General features: G+C 60.6%; 24 protein-coding genes and 1 pseudogene. 8 read left to right on the top strand and 17 right to left on the bottom strand.

The genetic code is table 11. The features are described from left to right. Nucleotides 1–119: 119 nt before the first annotated feature. The 7 genes from ACKFRY_RS12110 to ACKFRY_RS12080 form a co-directional block, all read right to left on the bottom strand. Complete coding sequence (locus tag ACKFRY_RS12110) at nt 120–1193, bottom strand: DUF5808 domain-containing protein (protein ID WP_408922938.1); 1074 nt, start codon at nt 1191–1193, stop codon at nt 120–122. 47 nt (nt 1194–1240) lie between these two features. After that, nucleotides 1241–1618, bottom strand: coding sequence for a GntR family transcriptional regulator (locus tag ACKFRY_RS12105; protein WP_179387448.1), 378 nt, complete (start codon nt 1616–1618; stop codon nt 1241–1243). 141 nt (nt 1619–1759) lie between these two features. Beyond that, nucleotides 1760–2782: an ABC transporter permease gene (locus ACKFRY_RS12100; protein ID WP_408922937.1), complete on the bottom strand. Its 1023-nt coding sequence runs from the start codon at nt 2780–2782 to the stop codon at nt 1760–1762. Further along, on the bottom strand, nt 2779–3360 hold the full coding sequence (locus ACKFRY_RS12095; RefSeq protein WP_250411323.1) for an ATP-binding cassette domain-containing protein: 582 nt from the start codon (nt 3358–3360) through the stop codon (nt 2779–2781). Before ACKFRY_RS12095 ends, ACKFRY_RS12100 begins: the two co-directional genes overlap by 4 nt. A 42-nt stretch (nt 3361–3402) precedes the next feature. Further along, nucleotides 3403–3846: a hypothetical protein gene (locus ACKFRY_RS12090; RefSeq protein WP_179387451.1), complete on the bottom strand. Its 444-nt coding sequence runs from the start codon at nt 3844–3846 to the stop codon at nt 3403–3405. A 23-nt stretch (nt 3847–3869) separates the two neighbouring features. Next, nucleotides 3870–5630, bottom strand: coding sequence for a biotin carboxylase N-terminal domain-containing protein (locus ACKFRY_RS12085; RefSeq protein WP_250408818.1), 1761 nt, complete (start codon nt 5628–5630; stop codon nt 3870–3872). 156 nt (nt 5631–5786) lie between these two features. Next, nucleotides 5787–6650, bottom strand: coding sequence for a sulfurtransferase (locus ACKFRY_RS12080; RefSeq protein ID WP_408922936.1), 864 nt, complete (start codon nt 6648–6650; stop codon nt 5787–5789). A 247-nt stretch (nt 6651–6897) separates the two neighbouring features. Here ACKFRY_RS12080 and ACKFRY_RS12075 point away from each other — a divergent pair, with 247 nt between their 5' ends. Together ACKFRY_RS12075 and ACKFRY_RS12070 are read left to right on the top strand one after the other, a co-directional pair. After that, nucleotides 6898–7959 carry a Cj0069 family protein gene (locus ACKFRY_RS12075; RefSeq protein WP_408922935.1) on the top strand — a complete coding sequence of 354 codons (1062 nt, stop codon included), beginning with the start codon at nt 6898–6900 and terminating at the stop codon, nt 7957–7959. An 88-nt stretch (nt 7960–8047) separates the two neighbouring features. After that, nucleotides 8048–8941, top strand: a complete 894-nt coding sequence (locus ACKFRY_RS12070) for a DUF4282 domain-containing protein (protein ID WP_408922934.1) — start codon at nt 8048–8050, stop codon at nt 8939–8941. Between the two features lie 111 nt (nt 8942–9052). On the opposite strand, the gene ACKFRY_RS12065 is transcribed toward ACKFRY_RS12070, so the two are convergent. From ACKFRY_RS12065 to ACKFRY_RS12045, 5 genes are read right to left on the bottom strand one after another with little or no spacing between them, the layout of a single operon-like run. Continuing rightward, a complete protein-coding gene (locus ACKFRY_RS12065) occupies nt 9053–9793 on the bottom strand; it encodes a hypothetical protein (protein ID WP_408922933.1) in 741 nt (246 codons plus the stop codon). 15 nt (nt 9794–9808) lie between these two features. Continuing rightward, entirely contained in the window at nt 9809–10225 is a 417-nt protein-coding gene (locus ACKFRY_RS12060; RefSeq protein ID WP_049377994.1) for a DUF3151 domain-containing protein, read from the bottom strand. 31 nt (nt 10226–10256) lie between these two features. Further along, on the bottom strand, nt 10257–10844 hold the full coding sequence (locus ACKFRY_RS12055; protein ID WP_408921461.1) for a Maf family protein: 588 nt from the start codon (nt 10842–10844) through the stop codon (nt 10257–10259). Further along, the gene (locus tag ACKFRY_RS12050) at nt 10844–11053 is read right to left on the bottom strand and encodes an acyl-CoA carboxylase subunit epsilon (RefSeq protein ID WP_198492599.1); all 210 of its coding nucleotides are present in this window, start codon (nt 11051–11053) and stop codon (nt 10844–10846) included. Before ACKFRY_RS12050 ends, ACKFRY_RS12055 begins: the two co-directional genes overlap by 1 nt. A gap of 8 nt (nt 11054–11061) precedes the next feature. Beyond that, nucleotides 11062–12522, bottom strand: coding sequence for an acyl-CoA carboxylase subunit beta (locus tag ACKFRY_RS12045; protein ID WP_250408833.1), 1461 nt, complete (start codon nt 12520–12522; stop codon nt 11062–11064). 349 nt (nt 12523–12871) lie between these two features. Here ACKFRY_RS12045 and ACKFRY_RS12040 point away from each other — a divergent pair, with 349 nt between their 5' ends. Genes ACKFRY_RS12040 through ACKFRY_RS12030 form a run of 3 tightly spaced genes read left to right on the top strand, consistent with a single transcriptional unit; the run spans nt 12872 to nt 15326 of the window. Further along, nucleotides 12872–14140, top strand: coding sequence for a hypothetical protein (locus ACKFRY_RS12040; protein WP_005326723.1), 1269 nt, complete (start codon nt 12872–12874; stop codon nt 14138–14140). Nucleotides 14141–14172: 32 nt separating this feature from the next. Further along, nucleotides 14173–14745 carry a hypothetical protein gene (locus ACKFRY_RS12035; protein WP_005322542.1) on the top strand — a complete coding sequence of 191 codons (573 nt, stop codon included), beginning with the start codon at nt 14173–14175 and terminating at the stop codon, nt 14743–14745. A gap of 2 nt (nt 14746–14747) precedes the next feature. Further along, nucleotides 14748–15326, top strand: coding sequence for a hypothetical protein (locus ACKFRY_RS12030; protein ID WP_005326721.1), 579 nt, complete (start codon nt 14748–14750; stop codon nt 15324–15326). A 112-nt stretch (nt 15327–15438) separates the two neighbouring features. Here the strand turns inward: ACKFRY_RS12030 and ACKFRY_RS12025 are convergent, their stop codons facing one another. The 5 genes from ACKFRY_RS12025 to ACKFRY_RS12005 all read right to left on the bottom strand — a co-directional run bounded on the left by ACKFRY_RS12025 (nt 15439) and on the right by ACKFRY_RS12005 (nt 20309). Next, nucleotides 15439–16929, bottom strand: coding sequence for an alpha-amylase family protein (locus ACKFRY_RS12025; RefSeq protein WP_250408836.1), 1491 nt, complete (start codon nt 16927–16929; stop codon nt 15439–15441). Further along, nucleotides 16926–17111, bottom strand: a complete 186-nt coding sequence (locus tag ACKFRY_RS12020) for a hypothetical protein (RefSeq protein WP_005326716.1) — start codon at nt 17109–17111, stop codon at nt 16926–16928. Before ACKFRY_RS12020 ends, ACKFRY_RS12025 begins: the two co-directional genes overlap by 4 nt. Continuing rightward, nucleotides 17111–17932 (bottom strand): carbohydrate ABC transporter permease, encoded by an 822-nt coding sequence (locus ACKFRY_RS12015; RefSeq protein ID WP_005326715.1) that lies wholly within the window; start codon nt 17930–17932, stop codon nt 17111–17113. The genes ACKFRY_RS12020 and ACKFRY_RS12015 overlap by 1 nt, the downstream gene beginning before the upstream one ends. Beyond that, nucleotides 17932–18936 (bottom strand): carbohydrate ABC transporter permease, encoded by a 1005-nt coding sequence (locus tag ACKFRY_RS12010; RefSeq protein ID WP_408921460.1) that lies wholly within the window; start codon nt 18934–18936, stop codon nt 17932–17934. The genes ACKFRY_RS12015 and ACKFRY_RS12010 overlap by 1 nt, the downstream gene beginning before the upstream one ends. Before the next feature lie 122 nt (nt 18937–19058). Next, on the bottom strand, nt 19059–20309 hold the full coding sequence (locus ACKFRY_RS12005) for an ABC transporter substrate-binding protein (protein ID WP_408919180.1): 1251 nt from the start codon (nt 20307–20309) through the stop codon (nt 19059–19061). Nucleotides 20310–20710: 401 nt separating this feature from the next. Here ACKFRY_RS12005 and ACKFRY_RS12000 point away from each other — a divergent pair, with 401 nt between their 5' ends. The 3 genes and pseudogenes from ACKFRY_RS12000 to ACKFRY_RS11990 form a co-directional block, all read left to right on the top strand. Further along, nucleotides 20711–22363, top strand: a complete 1653-nt coding sequence (locus ACKFRY_RS12000) for an ATP-binding cassette domain-containing protein (RefSeq protein WP_408922932.1) — start codon at nt 20711–20713, stop codon at nt 22361–22363. Continuing rightward, nucleotides 22360–23604: an MFS transporter gene (locus ACKFRY_RS11995; RefSeq protein WP_408922931.1), complete on the top strand. Its 1245-nt coding sequence runs from the start codon at nt 22360–22362 to the stop codon at nt 23602–23604. The genes ACKFRY_RS12000 and ACKFRY_RS11995 overlap by 4 nt, the downstream gene beginning before the upstream one ends. Continuing rightward, a pseudogene (locus ACKFRY_RS11990) lies at nt 23604–23723 on the top strand (IS481 family transposase); the annotation flags it as partial. The gene ACKFRY_RS11995 and the pseudogene ACKFRY_RS11990, both read left to right, overlap by 1 nt. Nucleotides 23724–23965 lie beyond the last annotated feature (242 nt).

The following is a 23965-nucleotide window of genomic DNA, read 5'->3' as shown; positions in this document are numbered from 1 at the left end:
CGCTGTGCTATCTGCAGGCGGCTTTCGCGACTTTCGTCCATATAAACCACCAAAACCGTCGACGAAATCGGTGGTTTATATGGACGAGAATCTTGATTCAGCGGGGAGGGCTAAAATTTTCAGCCTAGTAGGAAAGGTAGCGCTATTGAGCCGACTAGAACCAGAAGCGTGATGATGAGGAATGCCTTGGCCTGCCAGCGGGCGAAGTTGAACGACATGCCGGTGCCGAAGCGCTTATCCACTAGTACCGCCGGATCCTCCGGGTTGTAGTACATAACGCCCCATTTATAGAGGTGGTCATTGTCCGGTGATTCTTTGTCTTCATCGGGAAAGCGGATTCCACGCAGTTGCTCGGATAATTGAGATTGCTTGTAGAGAAGAAGCGCAACCAGTCCGATGCTGCCACCGATGGTAAGCACCAACATCGTGATAATGGCGGCGCCATTAAACCGCTGAAATTGCGGTACAGGGCCGGTTACTTGCGTGAAGGCCATGCCGGCACACATGAGCAGGGTGAGAACTCCCATGACGGTATTCGTGAAGGCGAGGTTGGCCTCGTTGCGCAGCCGAGCTTTAATGCTGCGTTCTGAACGTGGGGATACCTCACTATGTGCGATAAAAGAGCAGATGATGGCGAAAAGTAAGAGCGTTCCTAAGGTGATGAAGGAGATAGAAAATACGCTGCCGATATTCTTTTCGCTCCAATTATCCGCCTCCATGGAAGAATTCCAGTGCACTGGAACGGGGTCAGGAATATCGGACCAGTGGGAAGCGACGATGATGGCACCAGCCGCGATACACAACAGCGAGGCGAGCATTGTTATCCACGGAAAAGTCGGCGTGGGGATGCCTGCGAATTCGGGTGTGCCATTGGCGGTGGTGGAAACACGAGCAGCGATGGTGGTTTCGACCTCGTCGAACCAATCGCCGGTCTTTTTCGCCGCGATGATGCGGCGGCGTTGAGAGATGTAGGCCCACAAGCCGCCGAGCGTTACCAAGAGGGACGGTACAGCGGCGAGGAGGGGCACTTTCCAGGCAAAGAGGGACAGGATTGTTGCCGCGATGCCGCAGCCCCAAGTACGGACCTTGTATCCAGCAAGGGCGGAGGTAACTGCACTATCGGAAAGGTAGGCCTTTGGCACGCGCACACCGAGCGGTGTGCCGGGCGAGGCAAGGGAAGGGGCTTTGGCCATAATCCAAGTAATTGCGAGAGTTGTGGCGGCCATTAAAAGGGCGAAAATCATGAGGATACTTCCAAGTGTTTAAGAGTGGAGCTGAGGTGGGTGTGGAGCTCATCTGGGCTAAAGCCTTGGGCACGGGCGAGCGCGACTACTCGGCCTAATTGCTCAGCTAGTTGCCTTTCTTGAGCCTCGGTGTGAGCGCCGGGTCTGACGATGGAGCCGGAACGCCCGGCAGTTTCAACGAGGCCGTCAGAGACCAAGAGGTCGTACGCCTTCTTTACGGTGGCTGGGTTGATGCCTATGTCTTTGGCGACGCGGCGGACAGGGTCTAGCTTGTCGCCATCAGAGAGCTGGCCGCGAGCTATGGCCAGTACTAATTCATCGTGGATTTGTTGGAAGACGGGGACATCTGAATCGGGGTTGAGGTTAATGAACATCTGTCACCTCCAATCTTTATTCTATATTACTTATAGTAACACAAACTGTGTTATGTGAAGTAATACAGAACAAAGCTCAAAAGAAATCCCCAGGTATGTGCAACTTATTGAAGTGACGTACCTGGGGAAAGCGCAGGGCGACTAGAAAAAGAGGATTACAGCTATGGCCGCAATGCCGTAGCCACCGCGCAGGAAGTAACCGAAGACTTCGGGGGAGAACGAAGCACCGAAGCCACCGGTGTCGATGATGTTCATGGTGGTCACCCGCGCCGGGCGGGAGCGCTTGAAGGAGGCGTAGGTAAGTCCTAAACAGCACGCGGCGAGTACGAGTACAGGCAGCTTCCACACGGCGGCGATGAAGGTGGTACCGAGAACGGCGGCACCGGCTGTCGCGGTCAATGGAAGACCCCAGTCAGGCCAGGTTCCGTCGATGATGCGGCCAAAGGATGCGGCGCGGCCGGTGGCGGCGCCGACGATGGTCCATGCGGCAGCGAATCCTATGAGCGCCAGGCTGCCGAGTTGTGGGACGAGGCCTAGGGTGAGGCCGATGACAGCTACCGCGCCGAGCGGGATGTACCAGCGGCGGTATAGGCGTCGGAAAAAGAGACGGCCGGGCGATGTTGTGGCGCGCGAGCTGGGGCGCAGGCGCGCCGACTGGGAGGCAATGGCATCGGCAGAAACCTCAGAATCCAGCAGTCCAAAGGAGGACGAGCCGACGGCACGGGTGCGGCCCGAGCGAAGAAGTGAGGCGAGGTCGAAGGAACGCCAGCCGAGCGCTATGCGCAGCAAGGGGAGGGCCATCGCCGCATAGAGCGGAAGGCGCAGCGACGTACACAGGGCGAGGCCGAGGAGGCTCACGCCGGCGAGCTGGGCAATGGACAGCTTATCGACGCCCCGCATACGCCCCCGCGGCCTATCCACATAGACCCACCGGCTGAGCGAAAGGCTGCGCAGCGGATAGAGCGCTTCAAGAAGAACGATGAGGGCGAGGGAGCCGACCCCAGCGCCGATGGTCGCGGTGGCGGGCAGGGCCGCGGCTGTGCGCTGCGCGAGCGAGGGCAAAACCTCGGCGGCATTCTGCCAAGCGTAAACACTGACGCTCGCGATGAGCGCCGCTATAAAGGCGTAATAGAGGGCTGAGGAGGCTGTGGACAGAAGCTTCATGAAATCTCCACCACCTCGTCGCAGGCATCGAAGATGGCCGGGGAGTGGGAGGCCAGCACTACACAGCGGCCCTCGGCGGCGAGGTGGCGCAGCTCCTCGGCCAAGAAGGCGGTCCAGGTGTGGTCAAGGTGGCGCTCGGGTTCGTCGATAAGCAGGGCCTTGGCCGGCTGATAGAGCTGGGCGGCGAGGTAGACGCGTTGGCGCTGGCCAGAAGAAAGGTCGCTGACCGCGGAGTTCCGGATGGCGTCGTCGATAGCCCAGAGCTCATGGACCTCGGCAAAGTCCACGCCGGAGCGGCGCGAAAGCAGGGTGAAGTGTTCGCCGACGGTGAGGTCGGGCAAGAAGACCGGATCCGAAACTGCGATGACGGAGCCGGCGGCCTCTGCGCTGCCGGGTGCGGCACCGTCGATGGAGACGGTGCCTTTCAGCGGGGCAATTTCGCCACTCAAGGTCTGCAGCAGCGTAGATTTACCCGCACCATTGGGGCCCTTCAAGCCGTATACGCGCCCGGCGTCGAAGGTGCGACTCAGCTGCCCCAAAGCGGTGGAATGTCCATAAGTTGCATCTATTTTCAGCATCGTAGCTAGGTTAGCAGGAGGGCGGCCGAGCATAGGGACGAGCTAGAAGCGGCGGAAGAACTTACCGGGGGTGAGCTCTTCAAATCCGGGCAAGGGCTCAGCGGAAGAGATGCCGGGGGCAGTCTGCTCGGCCGCGAGGTCGATGGCGTTGGCAATAAGCAACTCGCGGGCGGCGGGGTCATCGCTGGAGACGATGAGCTCGGGAATGTCTTCGGGGTCGAAGGGGGTGAGCCAGGTGGCGTCGTCAAGCGGGTGCGCCGAGGGATCGCCCAAGAAAGCTGGGCCTTTGTCGGCGGCGGGGTAGTAGCGCAGGAGCGCGGCGCCGCGGGGAGCAACGGTGGGGTCCTCGTTGGCGGTCATGGGCAGGGCGATGACCCCGCCGTCCACGATGGGGGACCAGTCCGCGATAGAAGAAGGGAAGAGGCTCGCCAGATAGTCGCGGTCCTCTTCCTTGGCCAAGCGCACGCCGAGAGAAGAATCAGTCATTCTTCCAAGGCTAGCGGGGCAGGCTACTTGATTTCCAGCAGTACGCTGCCCTTGGTGGTAGAAGCGCCTGCTTCCACTGCCAAGCCGGTAACGGTGCCGGCCTTATGTGCCTTGACGGGGTTTTCCATCTTCATGGCCTCGAGCACGAGGAGGACCTCGCCCTCGGCGACCTCTTGGCCCTCTTCCACATTGACCTTGATGACCGTGCCCTGCATTGGGGAGGTAACGGCATCGCCGGATACGGCGGCCTTGGCGCCGGAGCCCTTACGCTTCTTCTTGCGTGGGGTTCCATTGGCGCCGAAGGAGGCGGGGAGGGCAACCTCGATGCGGCGGCCGTCGATTTCCACGGTGTGCACCTGGGAAGGCTCTGCGTCGGCGGCTTCGGCATCGGTGGACTCATCGTGGGCGGGAAGCTGGTTATCCCATTCCTCTTCGATCCACTTGGTGTAGACGCCGAAGTTGCCGTCTTCTGCAGCGAAGGCGGGGTCAGCAACGACAGCCTGGTCAAACGGGATAACGGTGGGCAGGCCCTCCACCGTGTACTCGGACAGGGCGCGGGCGGAGCGACGCAGCGCGGTCTCGCGGTCTGGGCCCCAAACGATGAGCTTGGCCAGCATGGAATCGAATTGGCCGCCAATAACGGAGCCCTGGACGACGCCGGAATCAACGCGCACGCCCGGACCTGCTGGCTCGGAGTACTTCACGATGGTGCCAGGGGCTGGCATGAAGTTCGCCGCGGCATCCTCGCCGTTGATGCGGAACTCGAAGGCGTGGCCACGCGGGGTGGGGTCTTCCTTGAGCGAGAGCTCGTGGCCCTCAGCGATACGGAATTGCTCGCGCACGAGATCGAGGCCCGTAGTTTCCTCGGAAACTGGGTGCTCCACCTGCAGGCGGGTATTGACCTCTAGGAAGGAAATGAGGCCGTCGGCGCCCACCAGGTATTCCACGGTGCCTGCGCCGTAGTAACCGGCCTCGCGGCAGATGCGCTTGGCGGACTCGTGGATAGAGGCGCGCTGCTCATCGGTGAGGAAAGGAGCCGGGGCTTCTTCGACCAGCTTTTGGAAGCGGCGCTGCAGGGAGCAATCGCGCGTGCCGACGACGACTACGTTGCCGTGCTTATCCGCCAGCACCTGGGCCTCGACGTGGCGGGCTCGGTCCAGGTAACGCTCTACGAAGCACTCGCCGCGACCGAAGGCGGAGGTTGCCTCACGGGTAGCGGATTCAAAAAGTTCGGGGATCTCCTCTGCGGAGTAGGCCACCTTCATGCCGCGGCCGCCGCCGCCAAAGGCAGCCTTGATGGCTACGGGCAGGCCGTATTCCATGGCGAAAGACTGCACCTCATCGGCGCCCGCTACCGGATCCTTGGTACCCGGTGCCATGGGGGCTTCGGCACGCTCGGCGATGTGCCGCGCGGTAACCTTATCTCCCAAGTCGCGGATGGACTCGGGGGAGGGGCCAATCCAAGTCAGGCCGGCGTCGATGACGGCCTGGGCAAAGTCGGCGTTTTCAGACAAGAAACCATAGCCGGGGTGGATGGCATCGGCGCCGGATTTTTCTGCGGCGTCCAGAATCTTGTCAAAGACGAGGTAGGACTCGGCAGAAGTGGTGCCGCCGAGGGCAAAGGCTTCGTCGGCAAGCGAGGCAAAAGGTGCCTTGGCGTCTGGCTCGGCGTAGACGGCGACGGAGGCAATGCCAGCGTCGCGGGCCGCGCGGATCACGCGAACGGCGATCTCACCGCGGTTCGCCACGAGAACCTTAGAGATCTTTTTGGTTTCTACTGCCACGGCAGCAACCTCCTGAACACATTAGGTTGAATACGCAATCTATTCTTGCACACAAAAACATGAGTTAATTTTCACGCACGCGAGTGGGGATGTTTTTGAACAAAAATAAACCCACATCCCTGCCGGATATGGGTTTATGTGGCGAAACCGAAAAAGTTAACGCTCAATCGGCATTTTCACCATATTGCCCCACTCAGACCACGAACCATCGTAGACCTGCGTCTTTGTGAATCCCAAAAGATGCGTCAACACAAACCAGGTGTGTGCGGCCTGTGCGCCCACGTGGGAGTAGAGGATCGTTGCAGATTCAGGCTCCAACATTCCGTAATTAACCCTGAGCTCCTCGGCCGAGCGGAAGCAGGAGTTGGGATAGTTGGAACGGTCCCACTCGAGGTTGATGGCACCCGGGATGTGACCGTGGCGCATGGTGGTGCCGTAGGCGGAATCGCCATTGGGATCGTGCTCGGTGGCCTCGCCCGCAAACTCTTCTGGGGAGCGGGTATCCACGAGCGCTCCCTCGGACTCGCGCACCTGGTCTACGAAGGCACGCAGGACGGAGTCATCGCGGCTTACCTCGGGGTATTCGGATACGGGGAAGTCCGGCACCATGAAGGAAGTATCGCGTTCCTCGGCCATCCAGGCATTGCGGCCACCATCGAGCAGGCGAACATCCTTGTGGCCAAAGAGGGTAAATACCCACAGGGCGTAGGCGGCCCACCAATTGGACTTATCGCCATAAAGGACAATCGTATCGTCGGCATTAATGCCCTTGTCTCGCATCAAGGCAGTGAACTCTTTGCCATCGATGAAATCGCGAGTAAGTGGGCTCAGTAGTTCCGTGCGGAAGTTGATGCGGGTGGCGGTGGGGATATGGCCAATGTCATAGAGGAGCGAGTCTTCATCGACCTCAATGACGCGCAGGCCCTTGACGCCTAGGCGTGCGGACAGCCACGGTGCAGACACGAGGCGCTCGGGGTGTGCGTATTCCTGAAATGGAGGATAGGGATCAACGTCAGCCACTGTCCGCCTGCCTTTCCGATAAGGGTTAGTATTTCGCTCCCACCACTTTAACCCGAATTTTCCCGTAGTGATCACTCGGGGATCATTCCTGTGGTGTGCGATACAGGGCTCGGCCGGGAAATAGGGGCGCCGGCCGGCGGGGCTAGGCAGAGGGGGCAGTTGGCCGCGCGGGGGAGGAAAAGCTGGGATAAACTACGGATATGGTGCGACAACGTGCTATGAACACCACCTAAGAAGGGAATTGCTAGTGCACAAGGCAATCGTTGTATTTGAGGTAGAGGGCGGCTCCGATAAGGGCGCAGATGGTCACCGTAAGGACACCATGCCGATCGTCAACGCGATCAAGGAACAGGGCTGGGAAGCTGAGGTTATCTACTTCCACCCAGACAAGGCGGAAGAGATCTACGCCCAGGTTTCTGAAAACTTTGATGCTTATATCTCTCGCGTGAACCCAGGCAATATCCCCGGTGGCGAGAAGGGCTACTTCGAATTGCTCACCAAGCTAGCAGACGCCGGCCTGGTAGGCATGTCCACTCCAGCGGACATGATGGCCTACGGCGCCAAAGATGCACTGGTCAAGCTCAATGACACCCCGCTGGTTCCGGACGATACCGCCGCGTACTACGAGGTAGAAGAGCTGCATAATACTTTCCCCACCTCGCTGTCTTATGGTGAGCGGGTGCTCAAGCAAAACCGCGGTTCCACCGGTGAAGGCATCTGGCGCGTGCGCCTCGCGGACCAGGAGCTTGCCCAATCCGTGGAACCGGGCACCGCGCTCCCGCTTGATACCGCCCTGAAGTGTACCGAGGCAGTAGACAACCAGACCCACGACTATAAGCTGGGCTCCTTCATGGATTTCTGTGACCAGTACATTGAGGGCGATAACGGCATGCTGGTGGACATGCGCTTTATGCCGCGCATTGTGGAAGGTGAAATCCGCATTCTCCTCGTGGGTGATGAGCCGGTATTCATCGTGCACAAGAAGCCAGCGGAAGGCGGCGACAACTTCTCTGCCACGCTCTTCTCCGGCGCAAAGTACACCTACGATAAGCCGGAATCCTGGCCGGAACTGTTGGAGATGTTTAAGAAGGCCCGCCCCGTTATCGCAGAGAAGCTCGGCGATACCAAGGACGTTCCGCTAATTTGGACCGCGGACTTCATGCTTGACGATGCCCCCGATGGCACCGACACCTATGTCCTCGGCGAGATCAACTGCTCCTGTGTTGGCTTCACTTCCGAGCTAGACATGGGCATCCAAGAAAAGGTTGCCGCCGAGGCGATTCGTCGCGTTCAGGACGCGAACGCCTAGCGCACGCTGTATTCTGCCAAGTGGCCCCACGGGTGACCGTGGGGCATTTTCCTACCATCCCCCTAAAGCATTTTCTAAGGACCAGATTATGGCTGATAATGATTTCAACTCCGACGGGTTTCCGAAGGATTTTTCTCCGCGCGATTTTTCTGAAACCCCGCGTCACCGCGCCGAGGACGCTGCGAAAAGCGCCGAAGGCGCCGGTGCCTCCGAGGTGAATGAGACTAAGGAATTCGGCTCTACCGATGCCAAGGAGACGAAGTCTTTCGGCCACACCGATAAGCCTGGTGAGCCTGGAAATTCGAGTTACCTTTCCTCCCCGAAGCCGAGCGCGGAGGGCAACTCCTCTGACTTCTGGGCCTCCTCGAAGTCCTCCACCCCAAGCGGGGGCGCTGCCTCCCGTGCGCATAATCCATTTACGGATTCGGCATCGTCGGATGCTGCTGCGAACGGCAACCAATTCGGTTCCGCCCAGTCCGCTAGCGATCAGCCGGTTTTCGGCGGCTACACCCAACAGCAGGGCACGAGCCAGGGATTCGGACAGTTCCCGCAAGCAGGCGATGCTCCTGCCGATTCCGGCCAGACTCTCGGTGATAAGAAGAGCCAAATGAGTGACGCTCTCAAGGGCCTGGGCAAGAAGGACGGCCTATTGGGCGGGCTCTTTGAGTTCGAGTTCAAGCACTTCCTGACACTTACCCACGTGAAGGAAATCTACAAGGTTGCCATGATTCTTGGCGGCATCATGTGGATCCTTCACCTCCTCGGTGCCTTCTTTTTCGCCACCGGCATGGGCATTTATGGCATTCAGGAAGATTCCGCGTCCGCCATCTTCGGAAGCATCTTTGCCTTCATCTTCCTGGCGGTACTGAGCACTGTCATCTACTACGCAATCATGGTCACCATCAGGCTGTTCCTGGAAGCCATGGTGGCTAACGTGCGCATTGCGCAAAACACCGGCGACATCTTGGACAAGATGGACTAGCGCTGTAATGAGCTGCTTGCGCAATTAAGCGAGCAAAGGCGAGCGCCCCGGCGGGATTCCGCTGGGGCGCGCTTTGTTACAGGCAGAGACGTTTAAGTGCCGGCCTAAAAGTTAGTCGTAGGTGCCAAGCTGGTAGCTGGGAAGGTCAACCCACATCTTGTTGAATTCCGCGACTTCGCCGGATACCGGTTCGAGGGAATCGCCCTGTGCCCGCAGGCGCACGGTGTGGTGGGCGGTAATACCCTCTGCGGTGGTGCGGCTGCGCTCTCCCCACGTGAAATCGACCTCGTTGTCTGAGACCGGGGTGACGCTCTCTACCTTGTGGAAGATGGACATGTCCTTGGCCGGGGCGCCATTGACGTAGAAGGCTATGCCATCAGTAATCGAGGCGCCGGTGCCTGCCGGGCCGTTTAAATCGCCCATTGAGCCGCGGAAGATGATCCAGCTAATCGTGGCGCACGGGTCATAGGAGTTATCGATATCGGCGATCCAGTAATTGAAATCGCTGCCGTCATCAGCGGGCATGCGCCCAGGTGCCGTTCCAGAGGCGTAGACCTTGCGCGGGTCGTTGGGGAGCTCCGTGCACTCGCTGTCCTCGCTCTTATCCTGCTGCTGCGTGGCTGACTTCTCGCCCTTATTGGTGGACTCCGACGGGGAGGGTGCTGCAGCGGAACCCGCATCGTCCCCGCCGGCGGAATCATCTTCGGCAGGTGCTTGGCTGGAAAAGACCGGCTGATGGGAGGAAGAAGAATCCTCCTGAGCACCGCAGGCACTCAGCGCGAGCGGCACGGCAGCGGTGAGCAATACGGCGGCAGAGAAGCGGCGTAGGTAGCGCGGTGTCACGGCAGGCATGCGGGAACTCCAGGATTAGTCTAGGAGGGTGGCGACGGACTCCGGGTCGGCGTCGGAAAGCATCTGGCGAATGCGGTCATACTCGTCGTCCTCGCCGATGGCCTTGGCTGCGTGTCCGAGCGCGGCGATGGCGCGCAGGACACCCTGGTTCGGCTCATGGGAGAAGGGGACAGGGCCCCAACCCTTCCAACCATTACCGCGCAGGCGATCGAGGCTGCGGTGGTAGCCCGTGCGAGCGTAGGCATAGGCCGTGATGAAAGCGGACGGCTCAGAGCCCTCCTGCTGGTTGAGTTCCTGCTCCGCTAGGAGCGCCCACAGCAGCGGGGAATCGGGGTGGGCAACAATGCCGGCGGCGAGGTCTGAGGTGGACTCTGCGCCGGGATCGGCCGGCAGCTCAATGGGTTTCGGGGCAAGCATGTCTTTCATTTCCATGCCACCCCACTGTAGCGGCGCCGACGCGCGGCTACCAGAAATCGGAGACGTTCAGGTCAAAGGCGTAGAGCGCGCGGCGCACCACTGGCAAGGACAAACCGATAACGGAGGAAGGATCGCCTTCGATGCGGTCAATGAACCAGCCGCCCATTGCTTCCAAGGTGAAGGCACCGGCGCAGTGGAGAGGCTCGCCGGAGTAGGCATATGCTGCGATATCGGCCTCGCTGGCCTGGGCAAAGTGCACCGTGGTGGTGGATGTTTCCACATGGCGCTTATTGCCAAAGATGAGGCAGTGGCCGGTAAGCAGCTCGGCTGTGCGGCCGGCTTGCTGGTGCCAGCGCTCGATGGTGGCTTCCTCGGTATGGGGCTTGCCTTGTAGCTCGCCGTCGAGCAGCAGCATGGAATCGCCGCCGATGACGGGCTCGGTGGGGTAGCGCTCGGCCACCTTTTCGGCCTTGGCGGTGGCTAAGGCTGCCACGATATCGGCCGGTGGGTGGCCCGCAAGCGAGGCTTCGAGGGAGCGCTCGTCTATATCGGCCGGCTCTAAAACGGGCTCCACGCCCGCGCCGCGCAGGATAGACGCGCGCGAGGGTGATTGGGAGGCAAGGATAAGCCGCATTAGAAGTACCGCACGGTATGGAAGGCGGAGGGGTTGTAGACGCGCTGCGCGCCAAAGCGCTCGAAGCGCTCGGCTGGGTTGCCCCATTCATTGCGCTCGCCGGTAGCGCCCGAGTGTTTTGCACTCATCTGCGCTAAGACTGTGCGCAGGGCCGCGAGCTCATCCTCGGTGGGATTGCCCTTTACTACCTTGATTTCAGGTGCAGACATGTGCCCTCCTAAACGGTTCCGTGCTTCTTCGGTACCTGGGCTACGGCCTTGCGCTCTAGCAGGCGCAGGCCTTCTACCAGGTAGTGGCGGGTTGCCGTTGGCTCGATGACATTATCGGCCAGCCCGCGCTCTGCTGCGGCATACGGGTGCAAGAAGAGCTCGTCCATCTCCTCTTCCTTGTCCTCCGAGCCATAAATGGCCAGGGAAGCTTGGGAGGCCTGGGTGACGGCAATTTCCGCGGTGGGCCATGCGTAGACCAGGTCCGCGCCGAGGTCCTTGGCGCCCATAAATACGTAGGCCGGGCCAATGGCCTTGCGGGTGATCACAGTGAGCTTGCCGACGCTCGCTTCAGCCTGCGCATAGGCAAACTTCGACGCTCTGCGCAGCAGTCCGGCCTTTTCCTCTTCCGGGGTAGGCACAAAGCCTGGGGAGTCCACGAATTCCACGATGGGGGTATTGAAGGCATCGCAGGTACGCACGAAGCGTGCGGCCTTTTCTGCCGCGGCGGAATCCAGTGCGCCGGCGAGTGCCAGCGGCTGGTTGGCAACGATGCCGACGGCGCGGCCATCGATGTAGGCAAAGCCAGTAACGATGTTTTGTGCCGCCTCGGCAGAAAGTTCGAAGAAGGAGCCTTCATCGACGACAGCCTTGATGACATCATTCATGTCATAAGCCTGCGCGGCGGTATCCGGGATGACGCTATTGAGATCGAAGTCCGCGACGCTACCGGCCTCCACGCGCGGCGCTTCAGCGCGGTTATTGGCGGGTAGGTAAGCCACAACGTCGCGCACGAGGGACAGAGCCTGCTTGTCATCGCTGGCCACCAAGTGGGCAGTGCCGGATTCCGCGTGGGCTGCGGCGCCGCCGAAGGTTTCCGGCTCCGCGCCGGCCACGTGGCTGGCGGCCTGGTGGAGGGCGGTGCCCTGGGTGACTACGAGGACATCGGCAAACGTTGGCGCGAACGCCGCAATGCCGCTGGTATTGCCTGCGACAACGGAAATCTGCGGGATGAGGCCCGAAGCCTGGGAGACACGCGCCATGAGGCGGGCGTATCCGGCCATGGTGACGATGCCTTCTTGTACACGCGGGCCGGTGGATTCATAGATGCCGATGATGGGCACGCCGGTCTTGATGGCGAGGTCATATATCTTGGTGAGCTTTTCGGCATAAACCTCACCCATCGTGCCATCGAAGATTTCGCCGTCCTGGCTAAAGACGCACACGCGGCGGCCGTCGATAGTGCCGTAGCCGGTGACCACGCCATCGGTATAAGGGCGGTCATGCTCGCGACCGAAGTCGGTAGAGCGGTGGCGGGCTAGCGCGTCCGTTTCCACGAAGGAGCCCTCATCGAGCAGCTGCGTCACGCGGGTGCGGGCGGCCGGCTCGCCTTCTCCCAGCGGCGCGCGGGACTCGGCGAGCTTGGCGTCCAGGTCCTCGATCTTGCCGGCGGTGGTTTTCAGGTCAGTCATAGGCCCCCACATTACTAGCGCACCCCGGTCAATGCGGAATGGAACGCTGCGGGGACGCGGTGCGGAAAATGATTGGGTGGCAAATGCCACCACAGTGTGGGCGGTGCATAAAACCTGGGAATTCCTTGGGTGGCACTAGGCCAAAGGGCCCTAATCTGGGGGTGGTTCCCACTGTAAACATTTAACGGTGCTGGGCAGGTGAGTGCCCATTATTGCACCTCAAGGTGGATAAAAGCATTAGAAAGATTTTCATTCAACTATTGATGTGTGCCCCGTAAGCCCTTATGATTGCCTGAGTCTTCATGAATGTTTCCCCTGATTTTAACGATCTATTAAGGACGGTCTTCTGGTGATTAAAAAGGGACTGCGTTTGCTCGCACCGCTCGCCGTAGCGGCTCTCTTCACGCCAGTGGCACACGCGGGAGATGTTCCCCCGATGCCGCAGGCATATCCCATTTCCAACCTCTACAAGAGCTGCAGTGCCGCCGGCGATAATGCAGAGCGCGAATGGCGCTTTGCAGAAACCGGCCGCCGCTACATGAGCGACGGCACCCTGCAGTTTAAAAACACCACCAACCAAGAAGTGCCCTACACCGCCGAGGTAGAAACTGGTACCAATCACGAGATTGAAGCCAATTCCAAGGCCAAGCTGCCTTCCGGTTGGGACACCACCGCTAAGTCCGATATCGGTCTGAAGATGACCAACGGCTGGCGCGATAAAGAAACCTTCGGCCCAGTGAAGCTGAAGCCGGGTGAGTCCTTCCGCGTCGAGTACGGCGTGATTGAAAAGGACTTCATCTCCATGTTCGTAGGCTGCAACGATGACCGCTTGGAAAATATCCCAGGCTCTAACGTCATCCGCGGTAAGGGCCCGGCCGAGCGCTACGCCTTTGCCTACATCATCAAGGCGGACGGCTCCGTGTCTGATCTGGCCATGGAAATTCCATCCCGTTCCCCGGGTGCAAACTCCAAGCCCATCGAGGGCAACTACACCTCCGTATCCGGCCCGAGCCTAGAGAAGATCGCCGATCCGAAGAAGGATGAGATCATGCAGCCTTCTGCGGATCTGCAGCGCGATCCCTCCTGGCCTAAGGAAGGCGATAAGTGTGAAGCCGGCGATAGCTCCTGGTACCCGCTGGACATCACCGCTGTAAAGCCGACCTACCGCAAGGCTGGTTACTCCACGGACTTCCTCAACTGGTCCAAGGGTGACTACGAGTTTGCACCGGTAACTGACTTCGTCGTTGGCGCCGAGCACGCCCCATACACCAACTGGCAGGGCAACCGCGGCGATATTCCGAAGGGCTGGCTGGAGTCCGTCGGTGCCGTAAAGCGCGCCTACATGCCGGTCGGCACCGAGCTCAAGCACGTCGACCTCAAGCCAGGCGAGCGCGTGCGTGTGGAGTATGGCACCACCATGACCCGCATTAACTACCGCGAGATTCACTGCGGCAAGAGCGGAGACTACGACCTCACCTCTAACTACAAGCAGACCTCCGCCCCGAGCGGCTTCTGGGCAGAGGCCAAGATCACCGATAAGGCCGGCAATACCCGCACCGAGGACGTCACTCCGGACGACTTCCGTGACCTGCCGGTTTCCACCCAAACCATCTACTAAACCCCACCACACCTACACAAGGAGAAAGTTCCATGTTCAAGTCCAAGATTGCTTCTACCACCGCGGCTCTTGCCGTTGCTTCCGGCCTCATCTTCGCTCCGGCCGCTAACGCCCTGCCGCAGCGCGACCTCGGCCCGGCCAACCCGACCACCATCGGTGAGCGTTGCTCCAACCCGGGTGATACCGGCCAGACCGTTGACATCAAGCGCACCTACTTCGATGGCTCCGCCGGTTCCTGGACCGTGTCCAACTACAACGATGAGCCGCTGCCCGTTACCCGTTCTATCAAGGAAACCAAAACCAAGACCTGGAATGTTTCCGCCGGCGTTGACTTCAAGCTGATGGACCTCATCAACTTCACCTTCTCCTCCAGCTACACCGATAGCCAGTCCTACGAGGTAGGCGAGCAGGTTGGTCCGTACAACATTGCTCCGGGCAAGACCGCCGTCCTGCGCGCCGGCTGGGTTGTCTCTGACTTCGAAGGCCAGAAGACCGTGTGCGGCTCCGACCACAAGTGGCAGGCCAACGGCGGCACCTTCACCGCCACCCTGCCGAAGGAGCGCCACATCGAGGTCTCCACCCGCGATAACAACGATTGGGGCTAAACGTGAGCAAGACGTCCATCGCTAGCGCCCTCGCGGCGCTGAGCCTGGTGGCCGCTCCTGTTGCCCACGCCGCTGATTTCGGTGGGGACTTTGAGCTGCCCCAGCGCTGGAACGACGACTACAAGCCAGGCACGCATTGCTCGACGCCAGGTGAAAACGGCACCTACGTCACCGCAAAGCGCCGCTGGTTCAAGCAGACCGACGCTACTAGCGTGGCAAACCGCAACGCCGAGGAAGTACCGGTCAAGCACACTGTTACCCAGGCTCGCACGCAGACCATCGAGGTCTCCGGATCCGTTGAGGGCACCGGCGAGCTGGCCAAGGTGCTGACCAAGACCTATGGCTTCAACTACGTCAGCGAGCAGCACTGGAAGCTAAACCAGGTGGTTGGCCCGTACACCTTGCCTGCGAACTCGCAGGGCAAGCTGGTATGGGGCTTTACCATGCTCGACACTGACGGTCAGGACGTGCGCTGCAACTCCGACCAGCAGTGGGAAGCCCAGGGCAAGCCGTATTCGGCTTCTGTGCCAGAAGCGCGCTACTCCGAGCTGCGCCTCGAAGACGCGCCTGAGTGGAACTAGGCCACCACAACTATTAAGCGCCCTGTCGGCCCATAAGGACCGACAGGGCGCTTTTCTCTGTGGGTTGCGCAGTGCGCCAGTAGGAGAGGAGGCTGCAGCTGCGCGCTCAGGCTTAGGCTGGCAGCCAGGCGTAGCCGTACGGCCCGAGCTCTACTGGGCCCAGGTCGATGGAGCGATCGCTGAAGTTGTGCAGGCACAGCAGATCGCCGCGTTGATAGCCAAGGACGGCTTCCTCGCCCGTCTCGACCGGCTCGCACGGAGCGGTGCCGAGATCCGGATGGGCATGGCGCTCGGCAATCATGGAGCGGACGGTGTTGAGCAACGAGGTGGCGTCATCAAGCTGGGCGGCCACGGAGGTACCTCCCACAACCGGAAGGCGGGAAGGTGCGTTGGTGCTGAAACCAGAGTGCTCGGAATCGTCCCACTGCATTGGGGTGCGCACCGCATAGCGGTCCGGGAGCGTGGTGTCATCGAGCATGCCAATCTCATCGCCGTAGTAGATAAACGGTGCGCCCGGCAGGGTCATCAGCAGTGAGAACATGAGCTCCACCTTGCGGCGATCGCCGTTCATCAGCGGCATCAGCCGGCGGGCAATACCCACATGGGCGCGCATTTCATCATCGGGGAGGAAAGCCTCATACATCAGCTCGCGCACATTATCGTCCACCATCTCCAGAGTGAGCTCATCGTGGTTGCGCAGGAAGGTACCCCATTGGCAGCTTTCCGGAAGCTGGGGCAGTTCGTCGAGGATGGAGTAGACCGGGGTGGCGTCGCCAAGCGCCAATGCTTGGTACAACCGCGGCATAACCGGGAAGTTGAAGACCATGTGGAAGCGCTCGCCCTTGCCATAGAACTGCATGGTCTCGGCCGGAGGCTGGTTGGCCTCCGCGATGAGCACCGCGTCCGGGTAGTGGGTGTCCATGAAGGAGCGAATCTTCTCCACAAACTCGATGGTCTCCGGCAGGGACTCGCCACCCAGACCATCGCGTTCAAAGAGGTAAGCAATAGCATCAAGGCGCAGGCCGTCCAACCCCTTGTCCATCCAGAAGGACAAGATCTTGAACACTTCCTCCTGCACGGCCGGGTTATCGTAGTTCAAATCCGGCTGGTGGGAGTAGAAGCGGTGGAAGTAGTACTGGCCGCGCTGGTCATCCCAGGTCCAATTGGAGGTTTCCACGTCGGTGAAAATGACACGGATTTCGGGGTAGCGCTCTGGGTCATCGCCCCAAACATAGAAATCGCCATACGGACCGGTGGGATCCGTCCGGGAGGCCTGGAACCACGGGTGGTCGGAGCTGGTGTGATTGAGCGCCAGATCCGTCATAATGCGCATGCCGCGGCGGTGCAGCTGCGCAATGAGCTCTTCAAAGTCCTCCATCGTGCCGTAATCCGGATGGATGGAGTAGTAGTCCGCGATATCGTAGCCATCATCGCGCAAGGGGCTGGCATAAAACGGCGAGAGCCACAGGCAGTCCACGCCGAGCCACTGCAGGTAATCCAGCTTATCGATGACCCCGCGCAGCGTGCCTACCTCCTTATCCCCATCGGCCTTGAAGGAGCCGACGAGGGCCTGGTAGAAGACGGCATTGTGGTACCAGCTCATGAAAGGTCCTTTCTTTTCGCCCGCCAGGTCAGGTAGGTAAGGAGGCACAAGACGCCGGCGAGGAGGCCGGGCCATAAGGCGGGGGAGTCGTGGAAGAGATTGAGTACAGCTTGGATAACCGCGAGGAGGCTAAAGAAACCGAGGAAACCTAAGGCGGTATCCCACAGCATGGCCCGGCGCATTAGGCCTTGACACCACCTGCGGTGAGACCGGCGACGATGCGGTGCTGGAAGATGAGCACCATGATGACCAATGGGATGGTCACCAATGCGCCGGCGGCCATGGTTGCAGCATACGGGTACTCGAAAGCGGACGGGCCGGAAAAGCGTGCAATGGCTACGGTCACCGGCTCGGTATCGGTGGTGGACAGCTGCTTGGCCAGCATGAACTCATTCCACGTGGTGATAAAGGCGATGATCGCGGTGGTAAATAGCGCCGGTGCTGCCAGAGGCAGGAGGATGAGGCGGAAAGCCTGGGAGCGCGAGGCACCATCCACCCGGGCTGCTTCTTCTAGTTCCCAAGGCAGCTGGCGGAAGAAGCTCAGCAGCGTATAAACCGTCAGCGGAAGCGCGAAGGAAATATTGGGGATGATCATCGCGCGGTAAGTACCAATCCATTCCAGGTTGCCAAAGAGCTGGAAGAGCGGGGTGACCAAGGCAATGGCCGGGAACATCGAGGCGGCCAGGATAATGCCGGTCACGATTCCTTTGCCCGGGAAGTCATATCGGGAGAGTGCATAGGCGGTAAAGACGCCGATGAGCACGGCCACAGCGGTGGTAACCAGGGAGATAAGCAGCGAGTTACCGAGCGCGGCTAGGAAGTCATTTCCCTTATCGGTAGCCAGGGCATCGCGGAAATTATCCAGCGTGACGTGGGTGGGCCACGGGGTGGTGTCGAAGGTGAACCGCTGATCCCGCAGCGCCGTCACCAGCATCCAGTAGAAGGGCGCTAGGCCCCAGAACATGATGAAAATGATGCCGGCGTAGTGTCCGAATTTACGCATTATTTAGCTGCCTTCCTGCCGGAGACATCCGCGCCAAGGAAGCGGATGAGGATAAAGGCGACGACGAAGATGAGAAGGAAAATAAGGGTGGAAAGCGCGGAGGCGGAGTTGAAGTTGCCCTGGCGCATGTCCTCTACCACCAGTTGCGAAATGGTCGCGGTGGGGGAGTTGGAGGAGCTAGAAATCATGATGACCGGTAGGTCATACATGCGCAGCGCATCCAGGGTGCGGAAGAGCACGGCCACCATGAGCGCCGGGCGCACCAGCGGGAGCGTGATGCGGAAGAAAGTCTGAATACGGTTGGCGCCGTCCACGCGGGCGGCATCGTAAACGTCCTTGGGAATCATCTGCAGGCCGGCCAGGATGAGCAGCGCCATGAATGGTGCTGTCTTCCATACGTCCGCGATGATGACGGCGAGGCGAGCGTAGAACGGGTCCGTGGTCCAGGCAATGTTCGCACCAAGCAGCGAGTTAACGATGCCCTCCGGGGCGAACATGAACTGCCATAGCTTGGCCGTGACGGCCGTAGGAATAGCCCACGGGATAAGAACCGCAGCACGCACCAGGCCGCGGCCGCGGTACTCACCATTCATAATGAGCGCCATCAGTATGCCCAGGATGGTCTCCAGCAGCACGGTAACGATGGTGAAAAAGAGCGTAATCTTTACCGCCGGCCAAAAGTCCGTGGCGATAACGCCCGGCGGGCAGGTAGAAATCTGACCAGTGCCGGAAACGCACCGGTTATTAATCCAGTACAGATAATTTTCCAGCCCGGCAAAGCCGCCTTCCTCAAAAAGCCCCGTTTGCGGGTTGAGGTGCCTATTGCCTTGGAAGGACAGAAAAATGGCGCGGATGATGGGGTAGCCGATGATGACGGCGAGCACGATGAGCGCCGGAGCAATCAGCCCGGCCACGCGCCCATAATTCTTGCGCTGGGGCTTCGGCACGCTTGCCGACGCCCCCTTCGGCGCCCCCTTGGACGCAGTCGGCGAAGCAATAGCCACGCTGGACCGCCTTTCTGTTCAAGAAATGCTAAGTATTGGCTAGATTCTATCCCCATTAGGGGAGTGAAAACCACAAAGGGTGAGGCGGCGGGGTGTCCGCCTACCTCACCCGGATTGGGCGCTTAGCCCTGGGAAGCCGATTCGATGGCCGCCTTCATATCGGCGGTGGCATCATCCACCGACTTGCCATCCGTCAAGGCAGCGTAGGCATTGTCTTGGATGGCCTTAGAAATCGCCGAGTAGAACGGGGAAACCGGGCGCGGTGCCGCGTTCTCTAGAGACTCCTTGAGCGCCGGCAGGTACGGGAATTCCTGCTGCAGCTGCGGGTCATCGTAAATGGAAGCCAAGACCGGCGGGAAGGACTGCTCCGCGAAGGACTTCTGGTTGTCCTCGTTGATGATGAACTTCATGAAGTCGAGCGCGGTGCCCTTATTCTTGGAGTTGATATTGATGCCGTTGTTATAGCCACCCAGCGTGGACACGCCTACGCCGTCCTTGCCCAGCGGGGCCTGAACCTCGACGTCGATGCCGGCATCCACCGCGTTGGAGTACATATATGGCCAGTTCATGGCGAAGGCGGTCTTGCCCTCAGTAAAGGCCATATTGGTTTCTTCCTCGGTAGCGGCGGTGGAGTCCTTGGAAATGGTCTCCTCCTTGTAGGCATCGACCATGGCCTGCAGGCCGTCCTTGGCCTCCTTGGAGTCCACGGTGACGTTGCCGTCCTTATCCAGGACGGAGCCGCCCCAGCCTTCCATAAAGCCGGCGGTGTTGAGCGCCAAGCCCTCGTACTGCTTGAGCTGGGTGGTCAGGCAGTCCTTGCCCTTGTCCAGCGCCTTGCAGGCGGACTTAAGATCCGCGAACTTCTCCGGTGCCTTGTCCGCGAGCTCGGTATTGCGGAAAAGCAGCTGACCGTTGGTGTTTTGCGGCAGGGCGTAGAGCACATCGTTATAGGTGGCGGACTCCACGGTGGCCGGCAGCAGTTCATCCGTATTGGTTTCAAAGTCACCATTGAGCGGCTGGAGCCACTGGTTGGCGGCGAACTCCGCGGTCCACACTACGTCGAGGGCCATGACATCGTAGTCATCGCTGCCCGCCTGCAGGGACTGCACCAGGGTTTCGCGCTGGGCGTCGGCCTCGCCGGCCAGCTCCTTGAGGGTGACCTTCTCGTCCGGGTGCTGTTCGTTCCACTTCTCGATGATGGGGGTCACCTTGTCCGTGTCATTTTTGCCCATGGCAAAGGTGATGGGGCCGCGCGCATCCGCGCCGCCCTCGGAGGAACCGCCCGCAGCGGAATCGGAGGAGGAAGAAGAGCAGCCGGCCAGTGCCAAAACTGCGGTTGTCGCCACGGTGGTGCGAAGCAAGAATTTCTTCATGGAATTCACCTTTCGGAAAACTTTCGGTTCTTTAAACCTAAAATACGGAAACCAAAAGGTGGATAATTTTGGCCTATTTAACTCTAAATGGGGGTAGTAAAGGGGGATGTGGCTGGCTTGGCCGTGTACCTGTTCTACGACGGCCTAGCTGCCTTCGCGGCTAAGTCTCCTCCGTGGGGAATCGTGGGTGCTAGTTGTATTGACCTTAGATGTTAATTGGTTTGCCGAGATCCGCCCCGCTGGGTAGACTCTGCCGCATGTACTCAGGCATCGCTTCCATGAAGCTGCGTTCCGCCCGCTGACGGCGGCGGGACCCCTTCTGATCTTTCGTCTGCCGTCCTGGCCATCTGCCGGGCGGCCATCTTGTGCTGCCCGGCTCCATGACGAGCTGAGAGTATGCAATGCCAAACACACCAACCTTGCGGTCATGTGTGTGGAGTGGAACGCCCCAAGGGCTCGCCGCACACATCCGCGCTGAATCAATCCACATCACCTTGGGGGACAGGCACCTCCTGAACGGGCTGGACGTCACCGTCTCCGCCGGCTCACGTCTGGCGATCGTCGGGGACAACGGTCGTGGCAAGACCACCTTGCTTCACATTTTGGCCGGGCTCCTGACCCCTGACTCGGGAGTAGTGACCCAGATGGGTTCCCGCGTCTTGGTTAAGCAGGACATGTCTGCCGAGGGTAACCGCACCGTCGGCGACCTCATCGCCGAAGCGACTGCTCCCTCTAGGTCTGCGCTCGAGGCCCTTGACGTCGCGAGCGCTGCACTCGCCGCGGGTGACGACGCGGCCGATGCCTATTCCGCAGCGCTCGAGACCGCCACGCTACTGGACGCCTGGGACGCAGAAAGGCGGGTGGACATCGCACTGGCAGGCCTTGACGCCTGCAGCGACCGCGCTCGCATCCTGTCGACCTTGTCGGTCGGACAACGTTACCGGGTCCGGCTCGCCGTCGCACTTGGATCGACCCCCGACCTGCTCCTGTTGGATGAGCCCACCAACCACCTGGATGCTGAAGGACTGTCTTTTCTAACCGAGCAACTGCGTGACCACCCTGGTGGCCTGGCTCTGGTCAGTCACGACCGCGCGCTGCTGCATGATGTGGCGACGACCTTCCTGGATCTCGACCCGACCCGAGATGGTGTCCCGCGAACCTACTCGGGCGGCTACAAAGGCTGGATTGAAGGCCGCCGACGAGAACGCCTCAAGTGGGAACAGGATCACGCCGCCCAGGTTGCCCGACACGAGGAACTGACACGCGCTGCAGCCGAGGCGCGCTCCCGCCTGTCCCAGGGTGGATGGAGACCTGAAAAGGGCACAGGCAAGCACCAACGCGCCACACGCGCTGCTGGAGTGGTCCAAGCCTTCAACCGACGTATCGAAGACCTGAAAAGTCATGAAATCGGCGTCCCGGCGCCGCCACTGCGTCTTGCGTGGCCCGCCTCGGCAACCCGTGCCGGACAGAGCATCATGAACGCCACCCAGGTTACTGTGAAGGACCGATTGGACGCTCCGGTTTCGGTCGACGTGAACGGCGGTGACCGGTTGGTGGTCACCGGACCGAACGGCACGGGAAAATCCACCCTGTTGGCACTTCTCGCAGGGCGGCTGGCCCCCACCACGGGACATGTGCGAGTTAATCCGAGAGCGCGCATCGCTCTGCTGTCCCAAGAGGTCCCCGACTGGGACCGCTCCAGCCCCGCACACGAGGTCTATGAGGCGTACCTGACGAAGCTAGGCCGTCGAGCTCAGGCGCCGTCCCTCGGCTCGCTCGGGCTGCTGGAAGCCTCCGCAACCGGCACGCCGGTGGGGCGCTTGTCGCAAGGACAGCAACGCCGTCTCCACCTGGCCATGTGTCTGGCCCAGGATCCAGACCTGCTGCTCCTGGACGAGCCCATCAATCATCTGTCCTCGATCCTCGTTGATGACATCACCACCGAGCTGCTGCAGACCTCCTGCGCGGTGATCGTTGCCACGCATGACCGGCAGATGCTCCACGACCTGGCCGACTGGCCCCACCTGAACCTTGACCTGAAGGACATGCCATGAACCCGCTTTACCCCTTGACCATCACCACGTACCGTCAGCTGTTCGCAGCGATGGTGCTGACCATCTTCGCCCAGGGTGCCTGGGCCCTCTACCTTGCCATGCAGACCCTCGACCTGGGCGCCACGCCAGCCACCCTGTCGGGTGTCGTAGTCTGGAGCGGCATTGGCCTGCTTGCAGGATCCCTCCCAGCTGGCGTAATTGCAGACCGGATCCCCAATAAGTCCGTCATCGTGGGCGTGCTCACCCTGAACCTCGCTATCGCGACCGCGACGTCCACGGCAGCAATCCTCGGCATTGTTACCTTCTGGATGCTCGCGGTTTCCGCGTTCATTATTGGCACTTCAACCGCCTTCTTCTTCCCCGCCTACACGGCGCTGGTGCCAGTCCTGGTGGACGGTGACGACTTAATGGCCGTCAACGGCCTCGAAGGTGCCGCCCGCCCGTTGGTCGGACAGGCAATTGCGCCCGCCGCCGTCGGAGCGGTCATCGGTGCCAGCATGCCCGCCGCTGGCGGATACCTCATCGCAGCAGCACTCGGACTTGCCCTGCTTGCGGCTCTGCAGCTTCCCGCCCCCACCCGCGCCGAGCCCGAGACCGACGGTGCGGAAGACTCACTGATCACCGACCTGCTCGACGGCTTCCGCTACGTTTCCCGCACACGTTGGGTCCGCTCCAGTGTCCTGTTCGCGGCCGTAATGGGACTGGTAGTGACTGGACCACTCGAAGTCCTCCTACCTGCCCTCATGCGCTCATCGCATGACAACGGACCTGCACTCTACGGCACCGTCCTGGCTGCCCTCGGCGCGGGCGGGGTGGTGGGTTCTCTGCTAGCTGGGTCGTGGCGCACACCGGAACGCTTCCTGCCGGCCATGGTCGGTGCCTGGGTGATCGGATGCCTGCCCCTGTCCATCCCGGCGCTCACCAGCAATTCGTGGGCCATCGGCGCAGGCCTCGCGTTCTACGGGGCGCTGATCGGGATCGGAATGGTCATCTGGGGAGCAGTACTCCAAGAACACGTCCCCTTGGAGATGCTCGGCCGGGTCGCCAGCCTCGACTTCTTTATATCCATCGCCTTCATGCCTCTGTCCATCGCTCTCACCGGACTCCTCAGCCGCCACATCGACATCAGAACTCTGTTTATCGCCGCCGGACTAGTGCCACTGGCCACGGGAGCACTCCTCGCAGCCCTGGGACAACTCAAGATGCCGCAGAAGACGCTTGTCGAGGCAGGAGAGGATTAATGCATGCCAACGCCATCCTCACACCTCGCCACCGCTCGGAGGTCGCCCAACTCCTCGTCGACGACGGATGGCCGATTAGCGAGGTCGCTGCCCGCTTCCAGGTCTCATGGCCGACCGTATCCTCTCGTCTTGCCATTTCAACCGGCTGACTCGCGTCGGCCGCGCTACGAGCATGACCACCCCGGAGCAAGCCCTACGACCCGTGGATAGGCACGGTCTACGTCCACGCCGTCATCGACGACTACTTCTGCCTCGTCTACGCCGAGATTCACGATGGCGAAACCGCAATCACCGCCACCGCGGTCCTGGTGGGGTTGGCGAGTGATTCAACGCCCACCGGTATACTTCCGAAGCCGAACGC

The organism is Corynebacterium tuberculostearicum (genome assembly GCF_046097255.1).
Lineage (GTDB): Bacteria > Actinomycetota > Actinomycetes > Mycobacteriales > Mycobacteriaceae > Corynebacterium > Corynebacterium tuberculostearicum_J.
This window is presented reverse-complemented; position numbering and strand designations above follow the sequence as displayed.